Origin of the sequence: Actinomadura sp. J1-007, from assembly GCF_009793335.1 — a bacterium.
Classification (GTDB): domain Bacteria; phylum Actinomycetota; class Actinomycetes; order Streptosporangiales; family Streptosporangiaceae; genus Spirillospora; species Spirillospora yumaensis.
Genome location: NZ_WING01000001.1, coordinates 247,739 through 267,763, shown reverse-complemented (window position 1 = coordinate 267,763; position 20,025 = coordinate 247,739). Strand labels below are relative to the sequence as shown.

The 20,025-nt window shown below is 75.7% G+C and carries 16 protein-coding genes and 3 pseudogenes; 10 read left to right on the top strand and 9 right to left on the bottom strand.

The genetic code is table 11. The features are described from left to right. Window positions 1-6 precede the first annotated feature (6 nt). On the top strand, window positions 7-789 hold the full coding sequence (locus tag GEV43_RS01195) for a carbon monoxide dehydrogenase subunit G (protein WP_160819125.1): 783 nt from the start codon (window positions 7-9) through the stop codon (window positions 787-789). A gap of 21 nt (window positions 790-810) precedes the next feature. Here the strand turns inward: GEV43_RS01195 and GEV43_RS01190 are convergent, their stop codons facing one another. The 5 genes and pseudogenes from GEV43_RS01190 to GEV43_RS01175 all read right to left on the bottom strand — a co-directional run bounded on the left by GEV43_RS01190 (window position 811) and on the right by GEV43_RS01175 (window position 3,990). Then, window positions 811-1,461 (bottom strand): Pr6Pr family membrane protein, encoded by a 651-nt coding sequence (locus GEV43_RS01190; protein WP_160819124.1) that lies wholly within the window; start codon window positions 1,459-1,461, stop codon window positions 811-813. Beyond that, a complete protein-coding gene (locus tag GEV43_RS49060) occupies window positions 1,458-1,628 on the bottom strand; it encodes a hypothetical protein (RefSeq protein ID WP_241682727.1) in 171 nt (56 codons plus the stop codon). Before GEV43_RS49060 ends, GEV43_RS01190 begins: the two co-directional genes overlap by 4 nt. Before the next feature lie 95 nt (window positions 1,629-1,723). Continuing rightward, a pseudogene (locus GEV43_RS01185) lies at window positions 1,724-2,287 on the bottom strand (ABC transporter permease); the annotation flags it as partial. 332 nt (window positions 2,288-2,619) lie between these two features. Further along, a pseudogene (locus GEV43_RS01180) lies at window positions 2,620-3,510 on the bottom strand (ATP-binding cassette domain-containing protein); the annotation flags it as partial. A 105-nt stretch (window positions 3,511-3,615) separates the two neighbouring features. Then, complete coding sequence (locus GEV43_RS01175) at window positions 3,616-3,990, bottom strand: FKBP-type peptidyl-prolyl cis-trans isomerase (protein ID WP_160819122.1); 375 nt, start codon at window positions 3,988-3,990, stop codon at window positions 3,616-3,618. Between the two features lie 140 nt (window positions 3,991-4,130). Between GEV43_RS01175 and GEV43_RS01170 the strand changes: the two genes are divergently transcribed. The 4 genes and pseudogenes from GEV43_RS01170 to GEV43_RS01160 all read left to right on the top strand — a co-directional run. Beyond that, window positions 4,131-6,227 carry a hydantoinase/oxoprolinase family protein gene (locus tag GEV43_RS01170; RefSeq protein WP_175249957.1) on the top strand — a complete coding sequence of 699 codons (2,097 nt, stop codon included), beginning with the start codon at window positions 4,131-4,133 and terminating at the stop codon, window positions 6,225-6,227. Continuing rightward, on the top strand, window positions 6,224-8,173 hold the full coding sequence (locus tag GEV43_RS01165) for a hydantoinase B/oxoprolinase family protein (RefSeq protein ID WP_309239377.1): 1,950 nt from the start codon (window positions 6,224-6,226) through the stop codon (window positions 8,171-8,173). Before GEV43_RS01170 ends, GEV43_RS01165 begins: the two co-directional genes overlap by 4 nt. Window positions 8,174-8,216: 43 nt before the next feature. After that, window positions 8,217-8,549: a hypothetical protein gene (locus tag GEV43_RS47785; RefSeq protein ID WP_206681036.1), complete on the top strand. Its 333-nt coding sequence runs from the start codon at window positions 8,217-8,219 to the stop codon at window positions 8,547-8,549. Beyond that, a pseudogene (locus GEV43_RS01160) lies at window positions 8,438-9,088 on the top strand (phosphotransferase); the annotation flags it as partial. The gene GEV43_RS47785 and the pseudogene GEV43_RS01160, both read left to right, overlap by 112 nt. Here GEV43_RS01160 and GEV43_RS01155 read toward each other — a convergent pair. The 3 genes from GEV43_RS01155 to GEV43_RS01145 form a co-directional block, all read right to left on the bottom strand. Further along, window positions 9,085-10,266 (bottom strand): MFS transporter, encoded by a 1,182-nt coding sequence (locus tag GEV43_RS01155; protein ID WP_241682726.1) that lies wholly within the window; start codon window positions 10,264-10,266, stop codon window positions 9,085-9,087. The pseudogene GEV43_RS01160 and the gene GEV43_RS01155 sit on opposite strands and share 4 nt — an antisense overlap. 84 nt (window positions 10,267-10,350) lie before the next feature. Continuing rightward, complete coding sequence (locus GEV43_RS01150) at window positions 10,351-11,574, bottom strand: erythromycin esterase family protein (protein ID WP_160819120.1); 1,224 nt, start codon at window positions 11,572-11,574, stop codon at window positions 10,351-10,353. A 53-nt stretch (window positions 11,575-11,627) separates the two neighbouring features. Next, the gene (locus GEV43_RS01145; RefSeq protein WP_160819119.1) at window positions 11,628-12,533 is read right to left on the bottom strand and encodes a LysR family transcriptional regulator; all 906 of its coding nucleotides are present in this window, start codon (window positions 12,531-12,533) and stop codon (window positions 11,628-11,630) included. A gap of 73 nt (window positions 12,534-12,606) precedes the next feature. Here GEV43_RS01145 and GEV43_RS01140 point away from each other — a divergent pair, with 73 nt between their 5' ends. The 5 genes from GEV43_RS01140 to GEV43_RS01120 all read left to right on the top strand — a co-directional run bounded on the left by GEV43_RS01140 (window position 12,607) and on the right by GEV43_RS01120 (window position 19,221). Further along, window positions 12,607-13,608, top strand: coding sequence for a DMT family transporter (locus GEV43_RS01140; protein ID WP_206681034.1), 1,002 nt, complete (start codon window positions 12,607-12,609; stop codon window positions 13,606-13,608). Beyond that, window positions 13,605-15,026: an acyl-CoA synthetase gene (locus GEV43_RS01135; protein ID WP_160819118.1), complete on the top strand. Its 1,422-nt coding sequence runs from the start codon at window positions 13,605-13,607 to the stop codon at window positions 15,024-15,026. The genes GEV43_RS01140 and GEV43_RS01135 overlap by 4 nt, the downstream gene beginning before the upstream one ends. Window positions 15,027-15,139: 113 nt before the next feature. Further along, the gene (locus GEV43_RS01130) at window positions 15,140-16,543 is read left to right on the top strand and encodes a cytosine permease (RefSeq protein ID WP_160819117.1); all 1,404 of its coding nucleotides are present in this window, start codon (window positions 15,140-15,142) and stop codon (window positions 16,541-16,543) included. Beyond that, the gene (codA, locus tag GEV43_RS01125; RefSeq protein WP_160819116.1) at window positions 16,540-17,862 is read left to right on the top strand and encodes a cytosine deaminase; all 1,323 of its coding nucleotides are present in this window, start codon (window positions 16,540-16,542) and stop codon (window positions 17,860-17,862) included. The genes GEV43_RS01130 and codA overlap by 4 nt, the downstream gene beginning before the upstream one ends. A 24-nt stretch (window positions 17,863-17,886) precedes the next feature. Next, complete coding sequence (locus tag GEV43_RS01120) at window positions 17,887-19,221, top strand: APC family permease (protein ID WP_160819115.1); 1,335 nt, start codon at window positions 17,887-17,889, stop codon at window positions 19,219-19,221. Here the strand turns inward: GEV43_RS01120 and GEV43_RS01115 are convergent. Continuing rightward, window positions 19,171-19,788: a TetR/AcrR family transcriptional regulator gene (locus tag GEV43_RS01115; RefSeq protein WP_160819114.1), complete on the bottom strand. Its 618-nt coding sequence runs from the start codon at window positions 19,786-19,788 to the stop codon at window positions 19,171-19,173. The two genes, GEV43_RS01120 and GEV43_RS01115, sit on opposite strands and share 51 nt — an antisense overlap. Window positions 19,789-20,025: the final 237 nt, after the last annotated feature.

Genomic DNA, 20,025 nt, shown 5'->3' with positions numbered 1-20,025 from the left:
CGGGTCATGCAGGTCACCGGCTCCGCCATCGTCTCCGCCCCGCTCCAGGACGTCTGGGACGCCCTCCAGGATCCGGCGGTGCTCGCCCGGACGATCCCGGGCTGCCAGTCGCTCGAACCCGTCGGCCCGGACCGGTACCGCATGACGGTCTCCGCGGGCGTCGCCTCTATCCGGGGCACGTACGCGGGGGAGGTCCGGCTCGCCGAACCCGATCCGCCCCGCGCGTTCGTGCTCCAGGCGCGCGGCCAGGGCGCGCCGGGCACGGTCGAGGCCACCGTCCGCGTCAGCCTGTCGCCCGCGCCACGCGACGGCGGGGACGACGGCGACAGCGACGGCGGCGACAGCGGCGGCGGCGACAGCGGCGGCGGGAGCGGGGCGGGCGGGAACGGCTCGACGCGCGTGGACTACGACGCCGAGGCGGTCGTCGGCGGCATGGTCGGCGGCGTCGGCCAGCGCATGCTCGCGGCCGTCGCCAAGCGGACCGCCGCCCAGTTCTTCGCCGCCGTCGAGGACGACCTCACCGGCCCGGAGCCGCGCGTGGAGGCGGGCGTCGAGCGGCCTCTCGCGGGCGGTCCGGCTCGGGGTCCCGGCGGACGGGGCGCGGCGCGCGTTCCGGCCGTTCCCCCGAGCGAGGGCGGACGCGTCGTCCACGAGGGCCGCAGGGACGAGCGGCGTCCGGCGTCGTCGCCGTGGCCGATGGCCGCCGCGTTCGTCACCGGAGGAGCCGTCGCCCTCGCGGGCGTGGCGCTCGGGCACGCGCTCGCCCGCCGCGCCCGCGGCCCGGCCTAGGCGTCCATGCGGGCCGTCGCGTCAGGGTGTCTCGCGTACCCAGGTCACCGCTCGCGCGGGCCTGAGGAGGCGGGACGCCCGGCGTCTCAGCCCCGACCAGAGCAGCAGCAGGGCGGCGACCGCGACGGCCGTCCCCGCGATGGCGATCGTGTAGCCCGTCACGACCGCGTAGCCGCGGTGGGCCGCGTCGAAGAACGGGTACGGGTACCAGGACGTCACGGCGCCGTGGAACAGCGTGTACGCCAGGTACCCGATCGGGAACGCGAGCCAGCTCAGCATCGTCCGCCGGGTCGCCAGCCGGTGCCCGGCCGAGAACAGCAGCCAGTCCAGCGGCACCGCGACGGGCATGATCCGGTGCTCGACCCAGCCGGACAGGCTCCCGACGCCGCCGCCCAGCAGCAGCGCGTACACCACCCCGGTGATCGCCAGGTAGAGCGCGGCGGCGCCGCGCAGCCAGTCGACCCAGCGGCGGTGCCGCAGGCCCGGTACCGACCCGGCGAGCAGCGCGACGCCGCCCGCGAGGTTGCTGAGCGTCGTCCAGTAGCTGAAGAAGCTGACGGGGTCCAGCACGGGCAGCTGGATCGCGAACGACACCGACACGGTCGCCAGCGCCAGCAGGCCGAGGCCGGCCCGCCACGGGGCCAGCGAGCCGCGCGGCGCCCGCGCCCTCACGCGTCCCGCCTCTCGAACAGCGCCAGCGCGACCGCCAGCACGACGAGCGTGTAGAGCGCGAACAGGCCGAGCCCCTCCCAGGGGCCGAGCTGCCCCGCCTCCTTGCGGGGGAGAGGATCGCGCCGCCCGCGTTCGACGGCAGCAGCTTGTTGACCGTGTCGCCCCACCTGCCGGGCAGGAACCCGCCGACGATGCCGAGCACGAACAGCACCACGAACACCGTGACGACCGAGCCCGCCGTGTGCCGCAGCAGCGTCCCGATCCCGAGCGCCATGACCGCGATCAGCGCGAGCCAGACGCCGCCGCCGATCACCGAGCGCAGCACCCCGGGGTCGCCGAGCGAGCCGTCCAGGTCCTTGCCCGCGAGGATGAGCTGGCTGACGAAGAACGAGGCGAACGACACGACCACCCCCACGACCAGCACGACCAGGCCCAGCACCGCCGCCTTCGCGCCGAGGTACCGGGCCCGGCGCGGCATCGCGGTGAGCGCGGTGCGGATCATCCCGGTGGAGTACTCGGCGGTGATGACCAGCACGCCCAGCACCCCGAAGATCACCTCGCCGAAGTAGAACGCGATCTGCATCGGCGAGGTCGGCGCCAGCGACGCCCGGTCGCTCGCCGAGAGCTGGTCGTAGGAGGAGGTGAACGCCAGGGCCCACAGCGCCGAGAAGCCGACCACCACGACCGCCCCGGCGAGCAGCGTCCAGAACGTCGACCTGACCGTGAGGAGCTTCGTCCACTCCGACGCCAGCACGTTGGCGAACGTGGCCTTCTTCCCGGTCCGGCCCGGGACGCGCGACGACGCCGGAGCGACGGTCGCGCTCATTCCCGGTCCCCGTCGCGGCCGCCCCGCCAGGGGTCCCGGCCCTCGTCCGGACCGAGATCGGGCGGCGGCGCCTGCGGCGGCGGCTGGGGCGGCGCCTGCGGAGGCCCTTGGGGCGGCGGCTGCCGGGGGCCCGGCGGCGGAGTCGGAGGAGGCGGGGCCGCGGGCGGCGGAGGCGGAGGCGGCCCGCCCGGCGCCCCACCGGAGAGCGGCCCCTCCGGCGGCCCCGTCGGCACCCCGGCGGCGGACGGCGGCCCCGAACCCGGCGGCGGTCCGTAGGACCCGCCCGCTCCGCCCGCCCCGCCCGGCGCGGCGGGTCCGGGCTGGCCGGCGTGGTACTCGACGGCGTCCCCGGTGATCTTCATGAACGCCTCCTCCAGGGACGGCTGGACCGCCGCGAGCTCGTGCAGCCGCAGGCCGTGGTCGGCGGCCACGTCCCCGATCTCGGCGGTCGCCGCGCCGTACACCCGCAGCGCGCCGTCCGGGCCCGGCTCGACGCGCCGGCCGCGCGCGGCCAGCAGCGGGGCGAGCTCGCCCGCCTGCGGCGAGCGGACGCGCACGTGCGCGTTGGCGCTGGTCTCCATGAACTCGCGCATCCCGGTGTCGGCGAGGATCCGGCCCCGGCCGATGATGACCAGGTGGTCGGCGGTGAGCGCCATCTCCGACATCAGGTGGCTCGACACGAACACGGTGCGGCCCTCGCCCGCGAGCCGCCGCATCAGCGTGCGGATCCAGAGGATGCCCTCGGGGTCCAGGCCGTTCACCGGCTCGTCGAACATCAGCACGGACGGGTCGCCGAGCAGCGCGCCCGCGATGCCGAGCCGCTGGCCCATGCCGAGGGAGAAGCCCTTGGACGCCTTGCGCGCGACGGAGTCGAGGCCGACCAGCGCGATCACCTCGTCCACGCGGCGCCGGGGGATGCCGTTGCTCTTGGCGAGGCAGAGCAGGTGGTTGTAGGCGCTGCGCCCGCCGTGCACGGCCTTGGCGTCCAGCAGCGCGCCGACCTCGCGGAGCGGCGCGCCGAGCCGGCCGTAGTGGACGCCGTGCACGGTCACGTCGCCGCGGGTCGGGCGGTCGAGCCCGAGGATCATCCGCATGGTGGTGGACTTGCCCGCGCCGTTCGGCCCGAGGAACCCGGTCACGTGGCCGGGCCGCACGGTGAAGTCCGCGTGGTCGACCGCGACCTTGTGCCCGTACCTCTTGGTCAGCCCACGCGCCTGGATCATGTCCGGCTGATACCGATCGGTCCCCGCGCGGAAACGGCGACGGCGGGCACCCGGGGGAACATTTCACCCCCGGATTGCCCGCCGTTGAGCCGTGCCGCGCGGGCCTCAGCCCACCCCGACGAGGTCGACGACGAAGATCAGCGTCTCGCCCGGCTTGATGGCGGGGCTCGGGCTGCGGTCGCCGTACGCCAGGTGCGGCGGGATGACCAGCTTGCGCCGGCCGCCGACCTTCATGCCGGCGATGCCCATGTCCCAGCCCTTGATGACGCGCCCGCTGCCGAGCTCGAAGTCGAGCGTCGTGCCGCGGTTCCACGACGCGTCGAACTCCTCCCCGGTGGAGAACGCCACGCCGACGTAGTGCATCGAGACGTTCGAGCCCTTCGTCGCCTCCGGGCCGTCCCCCTCGGTGATGTCGGTGATGTCGAGGAAGCTGGGCGGCTGCCCCTCGGGGAAGTCGATCTCGGGCCGTTCAAGCGCCATCGCCGGGCTCCAACAGGTTCGTAGCGGGTGGTCGGGAACGCGGATCAGCCTAACGCCAACGGGGTGTGACCAAAGAACGCGCCGCCCGTTGGCAGGTTGCGACGTTTCCGCACCGTGCCGCCGCCGGTACATCCTTGCCTATGGCGCGGCGGCTGCGGATCGGGATCGACACCGGCGGGACGTTCACCGACGCCGTCGCGCTGGACGAGGACACCGGCGAGATGATCACGGCCAAGACGCCGTCCACCCCGGCCGACCCCGCGGAGGGCTTCACCGCCGCCCTCCGCAAGATCCTCCTCCTGGCCGACGAGCACGGCGAGCACGGTGAACGCGGCGAACGCGGCGACGGCGGGGCGGGGGCGGGCGCGGAGGTCGCGGCGCTGTCGCATGGGACGACGGTCGCGACCAACCGGCTGCTGGAGGACCGGATCGACGACCTCGGGTTCGTGACGACCGAGGGGTTCGAGTTCCTGCTGGAGATCGCGCGGCAGAGCGTGCCGGACGGCTACGGCAACAGCTACTTCTGGGTCAAGCCGCCGCGCCTGGTGCCCGCGCACCGGGTCCGGACGGTCGGCGGGCGGCTGGACCGCACCGGCGCGGAGGTCCGGCCGTTCGACGAGGCGGGGGCGGTCGCGGCGGCCCGCTGGTTCCGCGAGCGGGGGATCCGCGCGGTCGGGGTGTGCTTCCTGCACTCCTACGCCGACCCGTCGCACGAGCTGGCGATGCGGGACGTGCTGCGGCGCGAGCACCCGGAGGCGGCGGTGTCGCTGTCGTGCGAGGTGCTGCGCGAGTACCGGGAGTACGAGCGGTCGGTCACCACGCTCGTGGACGCCGCCGTGAAGCCCGCGGTGACCGGCTACCTGGCCCGGATCGCCGAGCGCTCCCCGGTGCGGCCCCTGGTGATGAAGAGCAACGGCGGCGTGCTGTCGGCCGAGGAGGTCGCGCGCCGCCCGATCACGACGGTGCTGTCCGGACCGGCCGCCGGGGCGCTCGGGGCCGCGTTCGCGGTGGCGCGCGGCGGGCACGGCTCGGCCGTCACGCTGGACGGCGGCGGCACGTCCACCGACGTCGCCGTGGTCCTGGGCGGCGAGCCGGCCGTCACCACCGAGGGGACGGTCGGCCGCCATCCCGTCAAGATCCCGATGGTGGACGTCGTGACGGTCGGCGCGGGCGGCGGCTCGGTCGCCCGGCTCTCCCCGGACGGCGCGCTCAAGGTCGGGCCGCGCAGCGCGGGCGCCGACCCGGGGCCGCTCTGCTACGGGCGCGGCGGCGCCGAGGTGACCGTGACCGACGCCCACGCCGTCCTCGGCCGCATCCCGCCGCACCTGCTCGGCGGCGAGGTCCCGCTCGACGTCGCGGCGGCGCGCGCGGGCGTGGCGGCCCTCGCCGGCCGCCTCGGCCTCACCGCCGAACGCGCCGCCGCCGGCATCCTGGAGATCTCCGCCTGGAACCAGGCCAACGCGATCCGCCGAATCACCGTCGAGCGCGGGATCGACGTGCGCGACCACCCGCTCGTCGCGTTCGGCGGGTCGGGGCCGCTGCTCGCGTGCCGGCTGCTGGACGTGCTCGGCCTGCCCGCCGCGGTGATCCCCGGGAACCCCGGCAACGTGTCGGCGTTCGGCCTGCTCACGGTCGACGTCAAGAACGACCACGTCCGCACGCGGGTGGCCCGCGACGCCGGGCTCGACCCGTCCGACCTGGACGCGGTCTACGCCGACCTCGAACGCGAGGCCGCCGAGGCGCTCGCCCGCGAGGGCTTCGGGGAGGGCGAGCGGCGCTTCGACCGCTCGGCGGACCTGCGCTACCAGGGGCAGGCGTTCGAGGTCCGCGTGCCGGTGCCGCCGTCGGCGCGGGGCGAGGCGTTCCGCGCGGAGGCGGTGCGGCGCTTCCACGACGCGCACGAGGCGCTGTACGGCTACTGCCACCGCGGCGACCCGGAACGCCATCCCGTCGAGTGGGTCAACCTCCGCGTCTCGGGCGTCGGACCGATCGCCCGCCCCCGCATCCGCGCCCGCGAACGGCCGCCGGACGCGGGCGGGCCGGTGCCGTTCGGGACCCGCGCGGTGTACTTCGACGGCGCCTGGACGGGCGCCGCCCTCTACCGCCGCGACGGGCTCGTCCCCGGCGACGCGGTCGAGGGCCCGGCGGTCATCGAGGAGTACGGCTCGACGCTGCCCCTGCACCCGGGGTTCCGCGCGCGGGCCGACGGCTTCGGCGACCTGGTGGTGACGCGGTGAGCGGAGGCGACGCGGCGGGCCCCGATGGCGCGGCGGGCGAAGCCGAGGCGGTGGGCCCCGATGGGACGGGGGTCGATCCGATCCTGCTGGAGATCGTGGAGGGGACGCTCGCCTCGGTCGAGCGGGAGGTCGAGACGGCGATCGCCCGGACGGCCCGCTCGCCCATGATCCGGGACGCGCACGACTTCCGCGCGGGCGTGCACGACCGGCGGCTGCGCAAGCTGACCGGGCGGTCGTACTCGGCGCTCGTGCAGCCGGTCGTGCGGGACTTCCCGCTCGGCTCGATGCGGTCCGGGGACGTGTTCTTCCACAACGACGTGTACCTGTCCGAGGGCGGCATCGGGCATCTGCCCGACCTGTGCGTGACCGTCCCGGTGTTCCACGGCGGCGAGGTCGCCGCGTTCGTCCAGGCGTTCGGGCACCACGACGACATCGGCGGCGCGGTGCCGGGGTCGATGCCGAGCCGCGCGCGCAGCGCGTTCGAGGAGGGCCTGATGGTCCCGCCGATCCGGCTGTGGGACCGGGGCGTCCCGAACGACGCGGCGCTGCGCATCATGACCCGCAACTCGCGGATGCCCGACTCGCTCGCGGGCGACCTCGACGCCGAGTGCTCGGCGTGCCTGATGGGCGCCCGGCGGCTCGGCGAGCTGTTCGCCCGCTACGGCCGCGCGGACGTCGAGGCGTGCTTCGACGCGATCATCGACCGGACGACCGCGACGTTCCGCCGGGAGCTGCTCGCCAAGATCCCCGACGGGACGTTCGTCTGGGAGGACTACGCCGAGCACGACGGCGTGGACCCGCCGAGGCTGCACGCGCAGCGCATCACCCTCACCGTCGCCAAGGACGCGCCCGTCCCGCTGACGATCGACTTCACCGGGACGTCCCCGCAGGCCAAGGGGCCGATCAACCACGCGGGCGACTACGCGGACGGCGCGTTCCTGAAGAAGTGGCTCGCGCCCGTGCTGCGCAACCTCGCCGACACGCCGGAACGGGCCGCGGAGCTGGACGTCAACGAGGGCGTCGTCCCGCTCATCGAGATGCGCTTCCCCGGGAAGGGGACGCTGCTCACGCCCGTCTTCCCGGCGCCGACCAACGCCCGCACGTTCGTGATCCTGCGCCTGCTCGGCGTCCTCGCGGGCGTCCTCGCCAAGGCCACCGGCGGCCGGATGCCCGCCGACCAGGAGACGATCCGCTACACCGGCGTGCACGGGGAGGACGACTGCGGGCCGTACCTGATGCGCGAGGTCCTCGGCGGCGGCTCCGGGGGCCGCCCGTACGCCGACGGGGAGGACACCGTCCACGTCGTGCCGGACTCGCGCAACATCCCGGTCGAGTTCGCCGAGGCGCGCTGGCCGTTCCTGGTGGAACGGCTCGGCCTCGCCGTCGACTCCGGCGGGCCGGGGGAGCACCGGGGCGGGCTCGGCTACGACAAGCGGCTGCGGATGCTCCGCGACGCCAGCTACATGTCGATCGCCGACCGTTCCATCCTGTCGTGCTGGGGTGTGAACGGGGGCCGCGCCGGGCGCCCGTTCCGCGTGGACGTCGACGGTGAGGAGATGGACGGCCTGGTCGACGACCATCCCGTCCGCGCGGGCCAGACCATCCGGATCCGGACGACGGGCGGCGGCGGCTGGGGCGACCCGCTGGACCGCGCCCCGTCCCGCGTGGCGGACGACGTCCGCGACGGCAAGGTGTCGGTCCGCGGCGCCCGCGAGGACTACGGCGTCGTTCTCGCGGCCTCGGCGGACGCGGTGCGGGTGGACGCGGTGCGGGTGGACGAGGAGGCCACGGCCGCGCTCCGCGCACGCCTCCGTACGGAACGCGGCCCCGTGCCGTTCTTCGACCGGGGCCCCGGCTACCCGACGCTGTCCGGCGGCGTCCCCAACCCCCTCGACGTCCTCGACACCCCGGACGCGGAGCCGGACGCGGGCGGAGGCGCCCCGTGACACTCCGGCCGTACCGTCCGGGCGGGCATGTCATGATCACGGGATGTCGGATGGCGGTCCCGAGCGGGGCGCGGTGGAACGGCTGGTGCGCGAGGCGTTCGGGGAACGGCTCGACGCGCGGCTCGTGGGGGAGGGCGGCGAGCACTCGACCTGGTGGGTCGGTGACCGGTACGTCCTGCGGCTGGCGCTCGACGCCGACACCTCGCGGCGGCAGCGCGTCGAGCTCGCGCTGCGGGACGCCGTGCGCCCGCGCGTCGGCGCCGGGACCCCCGGCGCCCCGGCGTGGGCGTGGCGGAGAGCGTCGCGGCGGGGGAGTGGGCGCCCGGCCTCGCGTACACGGTCGACGTGCGGCTTCCGGGGACGTCCGCCGAGCTGAGGGACGTGTCGTCCGCCGGGGAGCGCGATCTCGCGAGGCTCCTGTCCGGCCTGCGCTCGGCGCCGGTCGAGGAGGCCGCCGCGCTCGGCCTGCCGCGCGAGCCGCCGCGTTCGCTCGCCTCGGTGCGGGAGGACGCGGCGCGGGCGGCCGGGCTCCTCCGCGGCGGCGGCGAACCCGTCGCGGCCGAACCGCCTCGGGCGGACGGCGAGGCGGCGGGCGGGCCGGTCGTCCTGCACCGCGACCTCAAGGGCGAGCATCTGCTCGTGGACGGCCTGGGGCGCGTGAGCGGCGTGCTCGACTGGACGGACGCGGCGGTCGGCGATCCCGCCGAGGACGTCGCGGGGCTCGCGATCTCCGTCGGCGCGCCCGCCGCGGCGCGGATCGCGGTCGCGGCGGGCCACGCGGCCGAGGTCGCGGCGCGCGGCGTCCTGCTGGCCCGGTACGACACGCTGGTCCGGCTCGCCGACCGGCTCCACGGAACCGACGACAGCCCGGTCCCGCTGCTCCGCGCCCAGCTGCGCCGCGCCTGGCGCGACTAGCCGCGCGCCCGTTCGGGGGTGGCGGCCCGTGGCTCCTCGCGGCGGCCCGGCTCGGGCAGCCGGTGCGTGAACAGCCAGGTCAGCGCCGGGAACGCGATCAGCGGGACGAGCGCGGCGCGCAGCGAGGTCGCGTCGGCGAGGAACCCGATCACGGGCGTGGCGAGGCCGCCGACGGTGACGGCGAGGCCGAGGGTGACGCCGCTGGCGGTGCCGAGGCGTCCGGGCAGGTAGTCCTGCCCGAGCGTCAGGCTGAGGGAGAACGGCACGTACAGGGCCATCGACGTGGCGGCGACGAACGGGTACACCGCGTACCCGGGGACGAGCACCGCGCCCGCGACCGCCGGGATGGCGGCGAGCGCGGCGGCGCCGGTGATCCGGACGCGCCCGTACCGGGAGGCGAGCCGCCCGCCGATGAGCGTCCCCGCCGACGCGCCCGCGTACAGGGTGAACAGCGCGGCGGCCCCCGCGCCCGGCGCGTGCACGGTGTGCCGGACGTGCAGGGCGACGAACGCGCCGAGCCCGACGTACACCACCGAACGGCACGCGAGCCCGGCGGTGAGCAGCCCGAACGACCGCCAGTCGTCCTCGCCGCGCCGGGCGGGTCCGGCCGCGGGACCGTCCTCGGCGTTCACGGTCCGCATCGCCACGAGCGTCAGCAGCACCCCGACCGCGGCGGGCGCGAACAGCAGCGGCGAGGCGGCGAGGCCCCCGGCGCTCAGGACCGGGGTGACCAGCAGCGGCGCGAGCGCGAAGCCGACATTGCCGCCGAGCGCGAACCAGCTCATCCGCACGTGCCCGCCGCCGCTCGCGCGGCGCGCCAGCCGCGCCGACTCCGGGTGGTACCCGGCGACGCCGAGCCCGGTCAGCGCGACCAGCGCCCAGATCAGCGGGTACGAGCCGGTCAGCCCGCTCGCCGAGATCCCGAGCCCCGCCGCGACCATGCTCACCGGGACGAGCCACGGCATGGCCCGGCGGTCGGTGAGCACGCCGAACACCGGTTGGACGACCGACGACAGCAGCGTCGCGGCCAGCACGATCCCCGACGCCGCGCCGTAGCCGTAGTGCCGCTCCGACACCAGGAACGGCACCACGGCGGGCACCGCGCCCTGGTAGACGTCCACGCAGGCGTGCCCCACCGACAGCATCGGGATCGGCTCAGACCGATTGATCCTCAACATCCTCCGAGCGTGGCCCGGGACGCCGGTGTCAGGCTTCCGATAAAAAGCCAACCGATGCCGGTTTGCCGCCACACCGGTCCGGGGTCACAGGCCGGTCTCGTCGCTGACGCTCGACTCGGGGACGTGGAAGATCGCGTCGAACGCGTCCAGCACGGGGGTGCGGATGTAGCCGCTGTCCAGGCGGATCCTGTCGGGGCGGGGGCCGACGTCCGGGACGCGGCGCAGGTCGTTCAGGCTGAAGCCGGTGCCGGCGAGGAGCGCCTCGACGCTGCCGTCCTCGGGCGGCGCGAGCGCGGTGTCGTCCACCCGGAACCCGAACGGCGCCGACTCGTCGTTGTGCAGCGCCGCCGTCCGTCCCCCGCCGCAGGTGACGCCGAGGGAGACGTAGTCGCCGCCGAGCATGGCGTCCAGGTGGTGCCCCATCGGCAGCGCGGCGAGCCTGCCCTCGAACAGCACCGGCGTCTTCTGGATGTGGGCGTTGTGCGCCGCGAGGACGAACCGGTCGGACGGCTCGGCGTGGTCCAGGTGCCAGCGCACCGACCCCGCCATGTACGCCTCGCGGGCGGACCCGTCGCCGGTCAGGCCCGAGCCCGCCATCGCGCGCACGTGGTAGTCGGTGTCGCACGCGCCCTGGAGCCGCCACATCGCCACGTCGTACGCCCGGCTTCCTCCGCGCGCGACGTACGACGGCCGCATCGCCCGGAAACGGTGGTGCAGCCGGGCCAGCGCCACCGTCAGCGCGTCCTGCTCGGCGGCGTCCAGGCGCGCCCACGCCGGGGCGGCGAGGGCCATGGACGTCGTCGCGATCCGTTCGGCGGTGGCGAGGGCCGCGTCGAGCAGGGGCAGCGCGTCCGGATCGGCCTCGGCCAGGTAGGCGGACAGGGGCCGCAGGGACGGCAGCAGCGAACCCGCCGCCTCCGGGACGTCGATCCCGGCGAACCGGCCCCCGCGGTACCGCAGCCAGCGCAGCGCGTCGTGCACCTCCGACAGCCGGGCCGTCCCGCAGGGGATCGACGTCTCGGCGAGCGCGCCGATGTCGTCCGGCGATCCCTCGCCGCGCATCCACGCGTCCACGGCGAAGCCCTCGCTGAAGCCCGACTCGAACGCGTACACGGTGAATCCGCAGCGTTCGACCAGGAACCGCAGCACGCGGTGCCGCAGCAGGGCGAACTCGCGGATGTAGTGCGAGTTCTCGCCGATCGCGACGACGCGGGCCGAGCCCACGATGTCGCGGAGCGGTTCGAGGTCGTCCAGCGGCGCGTACGGGTCCAGGTGGTCGAGCGCGGTCGACAGCCGGAGTTCGTCCATGACGGTGATCTTGCCCCTTTCCGGCGGGCCGTCAACGGCCCGTCAACGGGCGGTCAGCGCCGGGCGGCGGCGGCGCGGCCCAGCGCCGCCAGGCCGTGCGCGACCGCGGGCTGCCGGGCGGCGCCGCGGCGGACGCAGGTGATGATGCGGCGGGACGGCACCGGATCGCCGCGCAGCGGGACGCGGGCCACCTCGTCCTCCGGCGGCAGGGGCGCGAGGCGCGGCACGAGGCTGATCCCGAACCCGGCCGCGACCAGCGCCGACACCGCGAACCACTCGTTGGCGTGGTGCGCGATGCGCGGGGTGAACCCGGCGGCGGCGCACGCGGTCAGCATCAGATGGTGCTGGTCGGGGCGGCCCGGCGAGCCGATCCAGGGCTCGGCCGCCGCCTCGGCGAGCTCGGCGGCGCCGCCCGCGGCGAGCGGGTGCCCGGACGGGACGAGCAGGTCCTGCGGCTCGTCCAGCAGGGGCCGCTGCTCGAAGCGGGCGTCGTCGGACGGCGGGCTCTCGGCCGTCGGGATCAGCACGGCGATGTCGGCGGCGCGGGCGAGCAGCAGGGCGGGCGCGTCCCCGCTCTCGGTCTCGCTCATCCGGACGTCCAGCCGGGGCCGCTCCTCGCGCAGCAGCACGGCGGCCGGGGCGACCAGCGCGGCGAGCGCGCTGGAGACGCCGCACAGCCGCAGCCGCCCGGCCGTCCCGTCCCGGTGCGCGGCGAGGTCGGCCCGCGCGCGCTCCCACTGGGCGTGCAGGACGTCGGCGTGGTCGAGGACGGTGTGCGCGGCGGCGGTGAGCCGGACCCGGCGGCCCTGCGCCTCCAGCAGCTCCACGCCGAGGTCGCGGGCGAGCTGGCGGAGCTGCTGCGACACCGTCGAGGGCGTGAGGTGCAGCACCTCCGCCGTGGCCGTGACGGTCCCGCGCTCGCGCAGCACGCGGAGGGTCTGGAGCCGAGGGTCGATCATGTGGCCATTCAACATGATGTGATGCGAAATCTTTAGATGGACCCGAAAGGTCGGTCCTGCCCAGACTGCCCGCATGATCTCTCGTACGGTCCCCGCGCCGGTCCTGGTGCTCGGCAGCGTCGTCACCGTCCAGTTCGGGCAGGCGCTCGGGAAGGGGCTGTTCGGCGCCGCCGGGGTGGCGGGCGTGGTCTCGCTGCGGCTGGCGTTCGCCGCGCTGCTGTTGCTGCTGCTGTGGCGCCCGCGGTGGCCGGGCCGCGCCTCGGCCGGGCTGGTCGCGGCGCTCGGCGCGGCGATCGCGGGCATGCACCTGATCTACCCGGCGATCGAACGGCTCCCGGTCGGGGTCGCCTCCACGGTGCAGTTCCTCGGCCCGCTCGGGCTCGCCCTGGCGCGCTCGCGCCGCGCGGCCGACGTCGGCTGGGCGGCGCTGGCCGCCGCCGGAGTCGTGCTGATCAACGGGCCGGGCGGCGTCACCTCGGTGTCCGGCGTGCTGCTGGCCCTCGGCTCCGGCGCGTTCATGGCCCTGTACCTCGTGCTCAACAAGCGCGCCGGGGCCCGTTCGGCGGACGGCTCGACGCTCGCGTGGGCGGTCGCGTTCGCGGCGCTGCTCGCCCTGCCGTTCGGCGCGTTCGGCGGCGGGACACGGCTCCTGCACCCGGGCCTGCTCGCGGCGGGCGCGGGCGTCGCCCTCCTCTCGGCCGCCGTGCCGTGGTCCCTCGACCTCGCCGCACTGCGCCGCCTGCCCGAACGCGTCCTCGCCGTGATGGTCAGCCTCGAACCGGCCGCCGCGGCGATCGCCGGGATCGTCCTGCTGGACGAGCGGCTGAGCTGGACGCAGTGGGCCGCCGTCGGCTGCGTCAGCGCCGCGTCCGCCGGAGCCGTCCTCACCGGCCGCGACGCGCGCCGTGGCACCCGCCCGGCCGAGCGCCGGGACGCGCGCGAGGACGCGCGGGCGGGGCGCGGACGGGACGCGGCGGCGCGGACGGCATACTGCCGGGAGGCGGTACGGGTCCCCGCCCGCACGCCGCCGGAAGCCGAGGCCGAGGGAGTACGCGCTTGTCCGGAGGATCGATGACGGAACTGTTCGGCGCCGGAGGCATCGCGGGCGGCGGCGCGCTGCGGATCGCCGGGCGCGACCTGCCCCGCGACGAGCTGGCCGGCTGGGCCGCCTCGGTGGCGGCCGAGATCGCCGGGGCCGAGGCCGTCGCCGTCCACGCCACGGCGTCGGCGGAGACCGTGGCCGCCGTGGTCGGCGGGCTCCTCGCCGGGGTGCCGGTGGTGCCGCTGCCGCCCGACTCCGGACCGGCCGAGCGCGCGCACATCCTCGGCGACTCCGGCGCCCGCCTGCTGCTCGGCGCGGCGGGCGCGCACGAGCCCGCCGACGGCGACCCCCCGTTCCTGCCGGTGGACGGGCTGCCCCGCTCCGGCGGCGGGACGGCGGAGGCCGGCGCGGGCGACGGCACGGCGATGATCCTCTACACCAGCGGGACGACGGGCGCCCCGAAGGGCGTGCTGATCTCGCGGGACGCCATCGCCGCCGGGCTCGACGCGCTCGCCGCCGCGTGGGCGTGGACACCGGACGACGTCCTCGTGCACGGGCTCCCGCTGTTCCACGTGCACGGGCTCGTCCTCGGCGTGCTCGGCCCGCTGCGCGTCGGGTCGCCGCTGGTGCACACCGGGCGGCCCCGCCCCGAGGCGTACGCGGCGGCGCGCGCCGAGCACGGCGGCTCGCTCTACTTCGGCGTCCCCACCGTCTGGTCGCGGACCGCCGCCGACGAGGACGCGGCGCGGGCGCTGCGCGGCGCCCGGCTCCTCGTCTCCGGCAGCGCGCCGCTCCCCGTCCCCGTCTTCGAACGGCTCGCCGCGCTCACCGGGCACCGGCCCGTCGAGCGGTACGGGATGACCGAGACCCTGATCACGGTCAGCGCCCGCGCGGACGGCGAGCGCCGCCCCGGCCACGTCGGCACCCCGCTGCCCGGCGTGGAGACCCGGCTGGTCGCCGAGGACGGCTCGGCCGTGCCCGCCGACGGCGAGACCCCCGGCGAGCTGCACCTGCGCGCGCCGATGCTGTTCCGCGGCTACCTCGGCCGGCCCGAGGCGACGGCCGCGGCGTTCGCGGAGGGCGGCTGGTTCAGGACCGGCGACATCGCGACGATCGGCCCGGACGGCTGGCACCGCATCGTCGGCCGCGCCTCCACCGACCTGATCAAGAGCGGCGGCTACCGGATCGGCGCGGGCGAGGTCGAGAACGCGCTGCTCGCCCACCCGGCCGTGCGCGAGGCGGCGGTCGTCGGCACCCCCCACGACGACCTCGGCGAGCAGGTCACCGCCTACGTCGTCGCGGACGGCGCGGACGAGCGGCAGCTCATCGACTTCGTCGCCGGACGGCTCTCGGCGCACAAGCGCCCGCGGACCGTCCACCTCGTCGCGTCGCTGCCCCGCAACGCCATGGGCAAGGTCGTGAAGACCCGCCTCGGCGACGGCGCGCACTGACCCGCCGGAGCGCGGCCCGGCGGGCCGCCCGCGGAGGCGCGATTCTGGAACGGTGCAAAAACGGGGCCGCGCCGCGAGTCCGCCGGTGAGGGGGTCGGTAGGGTACTGCTCCGATGTCATCCTCACAGGCCGCCCCGGACGCGGCGGACGCCGCGCACTCGCTCGACCCGGTCCCGGCGGCGGCCCGGGAGTCGACCGCGGTCAGCCAGTTCTGGATCTGGTCGGGCGCCAACATCGCCCCGATCAACTGGGTGCTCGGCGCGCTCGGGATCAAGCTCGGGCTCGGCCTCGCCGACACGGTGGCCGTGCTGGTGGCGGGCAACGCCGTCGGGATGTCGGTGTTCGGGCTGTTCGTGCTGATGGGCCAGCGGACGGGCGTGACCCAGATGGTGCTGGCCCGCTCGGCGTTCGGCCGGCGCGGCGCGTACCTGCCGGCCGCCCTCCAGGGCGTGATGTCGGCGGGCTGGTGCGCGGTCAACACCTGGATCGTGCTCGACCTGGTGATGGCGCTGCTCGGCCAGCTCGGGGTGCACGGCGGGAACGCCGTCAAGATCGTCGTGGTCGTGGTGATCATGGGATTGCAGGTGTGGATCGCCGCGTCCGGCTTCCACGCGATCAACCTGTTCGAGAAGTGGACCGTTCCGGTCACCCTGGCCGTGCTCGCCGCGATGACCATCGTGGCCTGGAGCAGGACCGGGGTGAAGTGGGACTTCGCCGGGCAGGGCCTGCACGGGCGCGACCGGCTCTCGGCCATGACGACCGTGATGACCGCGATCGGCGTCGGCTGGGGCATCACCTGGTTCGCCTACGCCTCCGACTACTCCCGCTTCGTTCCGAGGTCGGTGCCGCGCGCGAGGCTGTACGGCGCGAGCGTGCTCGGGCAGTTCCTCCCCGTCGTGTGGCTCGGCGTGCTCGGCGCGTCGCTCGCGACCGTCAGCCGGACCACCGACCCCGGCGAGCTGATCGTGGACTCGTTCGGCGCGCTCGCGGTTCCCGTGCTGCTGCTCGTCGTGCACGGCCCCATCGCGACCAACGTCCTCAACGTCTACAGCTGCTCCCTGTGCGCGCAGACGCTCGACTGGGACGTGTCGCGCCGCACCGTCTCCTACGCCGTCGGCGCGTTCGCGACCCTGTTCACGGTGCTGCTGGTCTTCCAGGAGGACTTCGCGCACACGCTGGACGCCTGGCTCGCCGGCCTCGTCACCTGGGTCGTCCCGTGGGCCGCCGTCATGGCCGTCCACTTCTACGTCGTCCGGCGGCAGGAGGTGGACGTCCCGGCGCTCTACGACCCGCCGGGCCGCTCGCGGCTCGGCGACTTCCGCTGGGACGCGCTCGTGTCGTTCGTCCTCGGCGCCGCAGCGACCTGGTCGTTCCAGTACGGCGTCCCGGACGCGCTGAAGGGCCCCGCCGCGCGGGCGCTCGGCGGCGTCGACCTGTCCTGGCTGGCGGGCGCGGCCGTCGCGGGCGGCCTCTACCTGCTCCTCTCCGCCCGCGCGAAAGGCAGGACCCCGGCATGACCGTCGTACGCAACGCCCGCCTGGACGGGCGGGACGGCCTCCACGACATCGAGGTCGAGGGCGACCGCTTCGGCCGGATCGTCCCCGCCGGGCAGGGCCGCGGCGACGTCCTCGCCGACGCGGACGGCGCGCTCGCCCGCCCGCCTTTCGTGGAGCCCCACGTCCACCTCGACACGACCCTCACCGCGGGCGAGCCGCGCTGGAACGCCTCCGGCTCGCTGTGGGAGGGCATCGCGGTCTGGAGCGAGCGCAAGCGCGCCCTCACCCGCGACGACGTGGTCGAACGCGCCTCGGAGGTGCTGCGCTGGTACGCCGCGAACGGCGTCCTGCACGTCCGCAGCCACGTGGACGTCACCGACCCCGGCCTCGTCGCGCTGGACGCGATGCTGGAGGTGCGCGAGCGGGTCCGCGACGTGATCGGCCTCCAGCTCGTCGCGTTCCCCCAGGAGGGGATCCTGTCGTTCGACGGCGGCGAGGAGCTGCTGGAGGAGGCCGCGCGGCGCGGCGTGGACGCGATCGGCGCGATCCCGCACTTCGAGGACACCCGCGAGGACGGCGTCCGCTCCCTGGAGATCGCGTTCGGGATCGCCGAGCGGCACGGGCTGCTGCTCGACGCGCACTGCGACGAGATCGACGACGAGCAGTCGCGGTTCGTCGAGGTGCTCGCGACCCTCGCGCGGCGCGGCGGCCTGCGCGGGCGCGCGACCGCGTCCCACACGACCGCGATGGGCTCCTACAACGGCGCCTACTCCTACAAGCTCCAGCGGATCCTCGCCCGCTCCGGGATCAACCTCGTCTGCAACCCCCTCGCGAACCTGTGCCTCCAGGGCCGGTTCGACGGCTATCCGAAGCGGCGCGGCCTCACCCAGGTCAAGGAGATGCTCGGCGCCGGGGTGAACGTGGCGTTCGGGCACGACGACGTGATGGACCCGTGGTTCCCGCTCGGCACCGCGTCGCCGCTCCAGGTCGCGCTCGCCGGGATCGCCGCCGCGCAGCTCACCGGCGCCGCCGAGATCGACGAGGCGTTCGCGATGGTGGGCGAGCGCGCCGCGCGGGTGCTGGACCTCGGCGACCGGTACGGCCTCGCCGAGGGCCGCCCGGCGAGCCTGGTCCTGCTGCCCGCCGCGTCCCCGTTCGACGCCGTCCGCCGCCAGGTGCGGCCCTCGCACGTCGTCGCGCACGGCCGGCTCGTCGCCGAGACCCCCGCCGCGCCGACCCGCCTCACCTGGCCCGGCCGCGCCCCCGAGGAGATCGACTTCGTCCGGTCCCGCGACCGCCGCCCCGGCGGTCCCGCGGCGGACGCCCCCCGGAACGCCTAGCCGCCGAGGGACCGGAGGAGAGCCATGGAGGACGCCCGGGCGCTGGACCGGAGCCTGTCGCCGCGCGACCTGGTCGTGTACGGCCTGCTGTTCATCGGGCCGATGGCGCCGGTCGGGGTGTACGGGGTGCTGGACGCCAAGAGCGTCGGCGCCGTCGCCGCCGTCTACGCCGTCGCGACGGTCGCGATGGGGTTCACCGCGTGGTCGTACGCGCAGATGTCGCGGGAGGTCCCGCACGCCGGGTCGGTGTTCGCGTACGCGAGCGCCGGGCTCGGACGGCCCGCCGGGTTCCTCGCGGGCTGGCTCGCGATGCTCGACTACCTGCTGATCCCGTCGGTGGCGTACCTGTTCTGCGGGATCGCGCTGCACTCGCTCGTCCCGTCCGTGCCGTCGTGGGTGTTCACCGTGATCGCGTTCGCCGTGACGACCGCGTTCAACCTCGCGGGGGCGCGGGTCGCGGCGCGCGTCGGGTTCGTCGTGATCGTCGTGGAGATCGTGCTGCTGGTGGTCTTCGTGGCCGCCTCGCTCGTCGTCCTCGCGGTGGACGGCCCGGCCCGCCCCTGGGACTCGCCGTTCCTCGGGACGGGCGGCAGCTCGCTGACCCTCGTCATGGGCGCGGTGTCGGTCGCGGTGCTGTCCTACCTCGGCTTCGACGCCATCGCCTCGTTCGCCGAGGAGAGCACGGGGGACTCGCGGCAGGTCGGGCGGGCGGTGCTGTTCTGCCTCGGGCTCGCGGGCCTGCTGTTCGTCGTGCAGACGTACCTGGCCGGGCTGCTGATGCCGGTGACGCCGCAGGAGCTGGCCGAGCACCCCGCCGACCAGGGGACGGCGTTCTACACGATGACGGACTCGGCGGTCGGGCCGTGGCTGTCCAAGGCGTTCTCGATCGTGAAGGGCGTCGGCCCGGCGTTCTCGGCGATGACCGCCGTGGCCGCCGCGTCCCGCCTGCTGTACGGCATGGCGCGCGACCGGGGCCTGCCGAGCGCGCTCGCGGGCGTCGCGCCGCGCTCGCGGGTGCCGCGCACCGCGCTGCTCACCACGGCCGGGCTGACGCTGGTCGTGTCGGTGTGGGCGGCGCGCCGCGACGACGGCCTCGACCTGCTGGTGTCGGTCGTCGACATGGGCGCGCTCGCGGCGTTCACCATGCTGCACGCCTCGGTGGTCGGCTACTTCGTCGTGCGGCGCGGCAGCCGCGCGTGGCTCCCGCACCTGGTCGTCCCGGTGCTCGGCGCCGCGGTGGCGATCTGGATCATCGTGCTGGCCGGGACGCTCGCCAAGGTCGCGGGCGCGGTCTGGCTGGCGATCGGCCTAGTCCTGGCGCTCGCCAACCGGCGCCGCGAGCGCCGGGCCGCCGGGTAGCAGCACGGGCAGCAGGGCGCGGACCAGCCGCTCGGCCTCCTGCCTCGGGATCTCCTCGCCGTTCAGGCCCTCGTCGAAGTAGCGCAGGAAGCCCTGCTGGAAGCAGGCGCCCAGGAGCAGCGCCGCCGCCGCGTCGGCGTCGGCGCCCGCGTCCACCCGCCCGAGGCCCTGCTCGGCGCGCAGGTAGGCGGCGAGGTTCGCGACCGGCGCGCGCGGCCCCGCGCCGTACCTGCTCAGCGCGTCGCGGGTCGCGGCCAGCAGCCTCGGCGCGGACGCCATCGACGCCATCATCGGGAACGCGCGCCGGTAGAACCGCAGCCCGCCCTGGACGAACGCGACGAGGTTGCCCTCCACCGTCCCCTCGCCCGGGGCGCCCGCCCCCGCGAACGAGGGCATCCGCTCCTTCAGCACGCACAGCAGCAGCTCCTCCTTGTCGCGGAAGTGCTTGTAGAGCAGCGCCTCGGAGTAGCCGGCGGCGCGCGCGATCTCCTTGGTCGTCGCGCCCACCGCGCCGTGCTCGCGCATGACCTCCGCGGCCGCGTCCAGGATCCGTTCGCGCGCGCTCAAAAGGCCCCCTCGGCAGGTGAGTGAATGCTTACCTACTATAGGCGGGCGGGCGTTCACCGGCCCCGCGCGGCCTCGGCGTCCTCGCTGGGAGCGGCGCGGATGACAGATGTCATGCCGAACGCCTGACAGGCGCGTCCGGAACCGGTGACACCCGCGTCTACCGCGGCGCGCGGCCTTCCGCGAACCTGGGGTCCCCGCCGTCCGGCCCGGCGGCGGCGCGCCCCGGCCGCGCCCGGC

Bases quoted from the DNA above. Each gene is read 5' to 3' on its own strand.
- GEV43_RS01195 (WP_160819125.1), top strand. From the start codon at position 7: ATGCAGGTCACCGGCTCCGCCATCGTCTCCGCCCCGCTCCAGGACGTC.
- GEV43_RS01175 (WP_160819122.1), bottom strand. From the start codon at position 3,990: ATGGCGCTTGAACGGCCCGAGATCGACTTCCCCGAGGGGCAGCCGCCC.
- GEV43_RS01170 (WP_175249957.1), top strand. From the start codon at position 4,131: ATGGCGCGGCGGCTGCGGATCGGGATCGACACCGGCGGGACGTTCACC.
- GEV43_RS47785 (WP_206681036.1), top strand. From the start codon at position 8,217: ATGTCGGATGGCGGTCCCGAGCGGGGCGCGGTGGAACGGCTGGTGCGC.
- GEV43_RS01155 (WP_241682726.1), bottom strand. From the start codon at position 10,266: ATGTTGAGGATCAATCGGTCTGAGCCGATCCCGATGCTGTCGGTGGGG.
- GEV43_RS01150 (WP_160819120.1), bottom strand. From the start codon at position 11,574: ATGGACGAACTCCGGCTGTCGACCGCGCTCGACCACCTGGACCCGTAC.
- GEV43_RS01145 (WP_160819119.1), bottom strand. From the start codon at position 12,533: ATGATCGACCCTCGGCTCCAGACCCTCCGCGTGCTGCGCGAGCGCGGG.
- GEV43_RS01140 (WP_206681034.1), top strand. From the start codon at position 12,607: ATGATCTCTCGTACGGTCCCCGCGCCGGTCCTGGTGCTCGGCAGCGTC.
- GEV43_RS01135 (WP_160819118.1), top strand. From the start codon at position 13,605: ATGACGGAACTGTTCGGCGCCGGAGGCATCGCGGGCGGCGGCGCGCTG.
- GEV43_RS01130 (WP_160819117.1), top strand. From the start codon at position 15,140: ATGTCATCCTCACAGGCCGCCCCGGACGCGGCGGACGCCGCGCACTCG.
- codA (WP_160819116.1), top strand. From the start codon at position 16,540: ATGACCGTCGTACGCAACGCCCGCCTGGACGGGCGGGACGGCCTCCAC.
- GEV43_RS01120 (WP_160819115.1), top strand. From the start codon at position 17,887: ATGGAGGACGCCCGGGCGCTGGACCGGAGCCTGTCGCCGCGCGACCTG.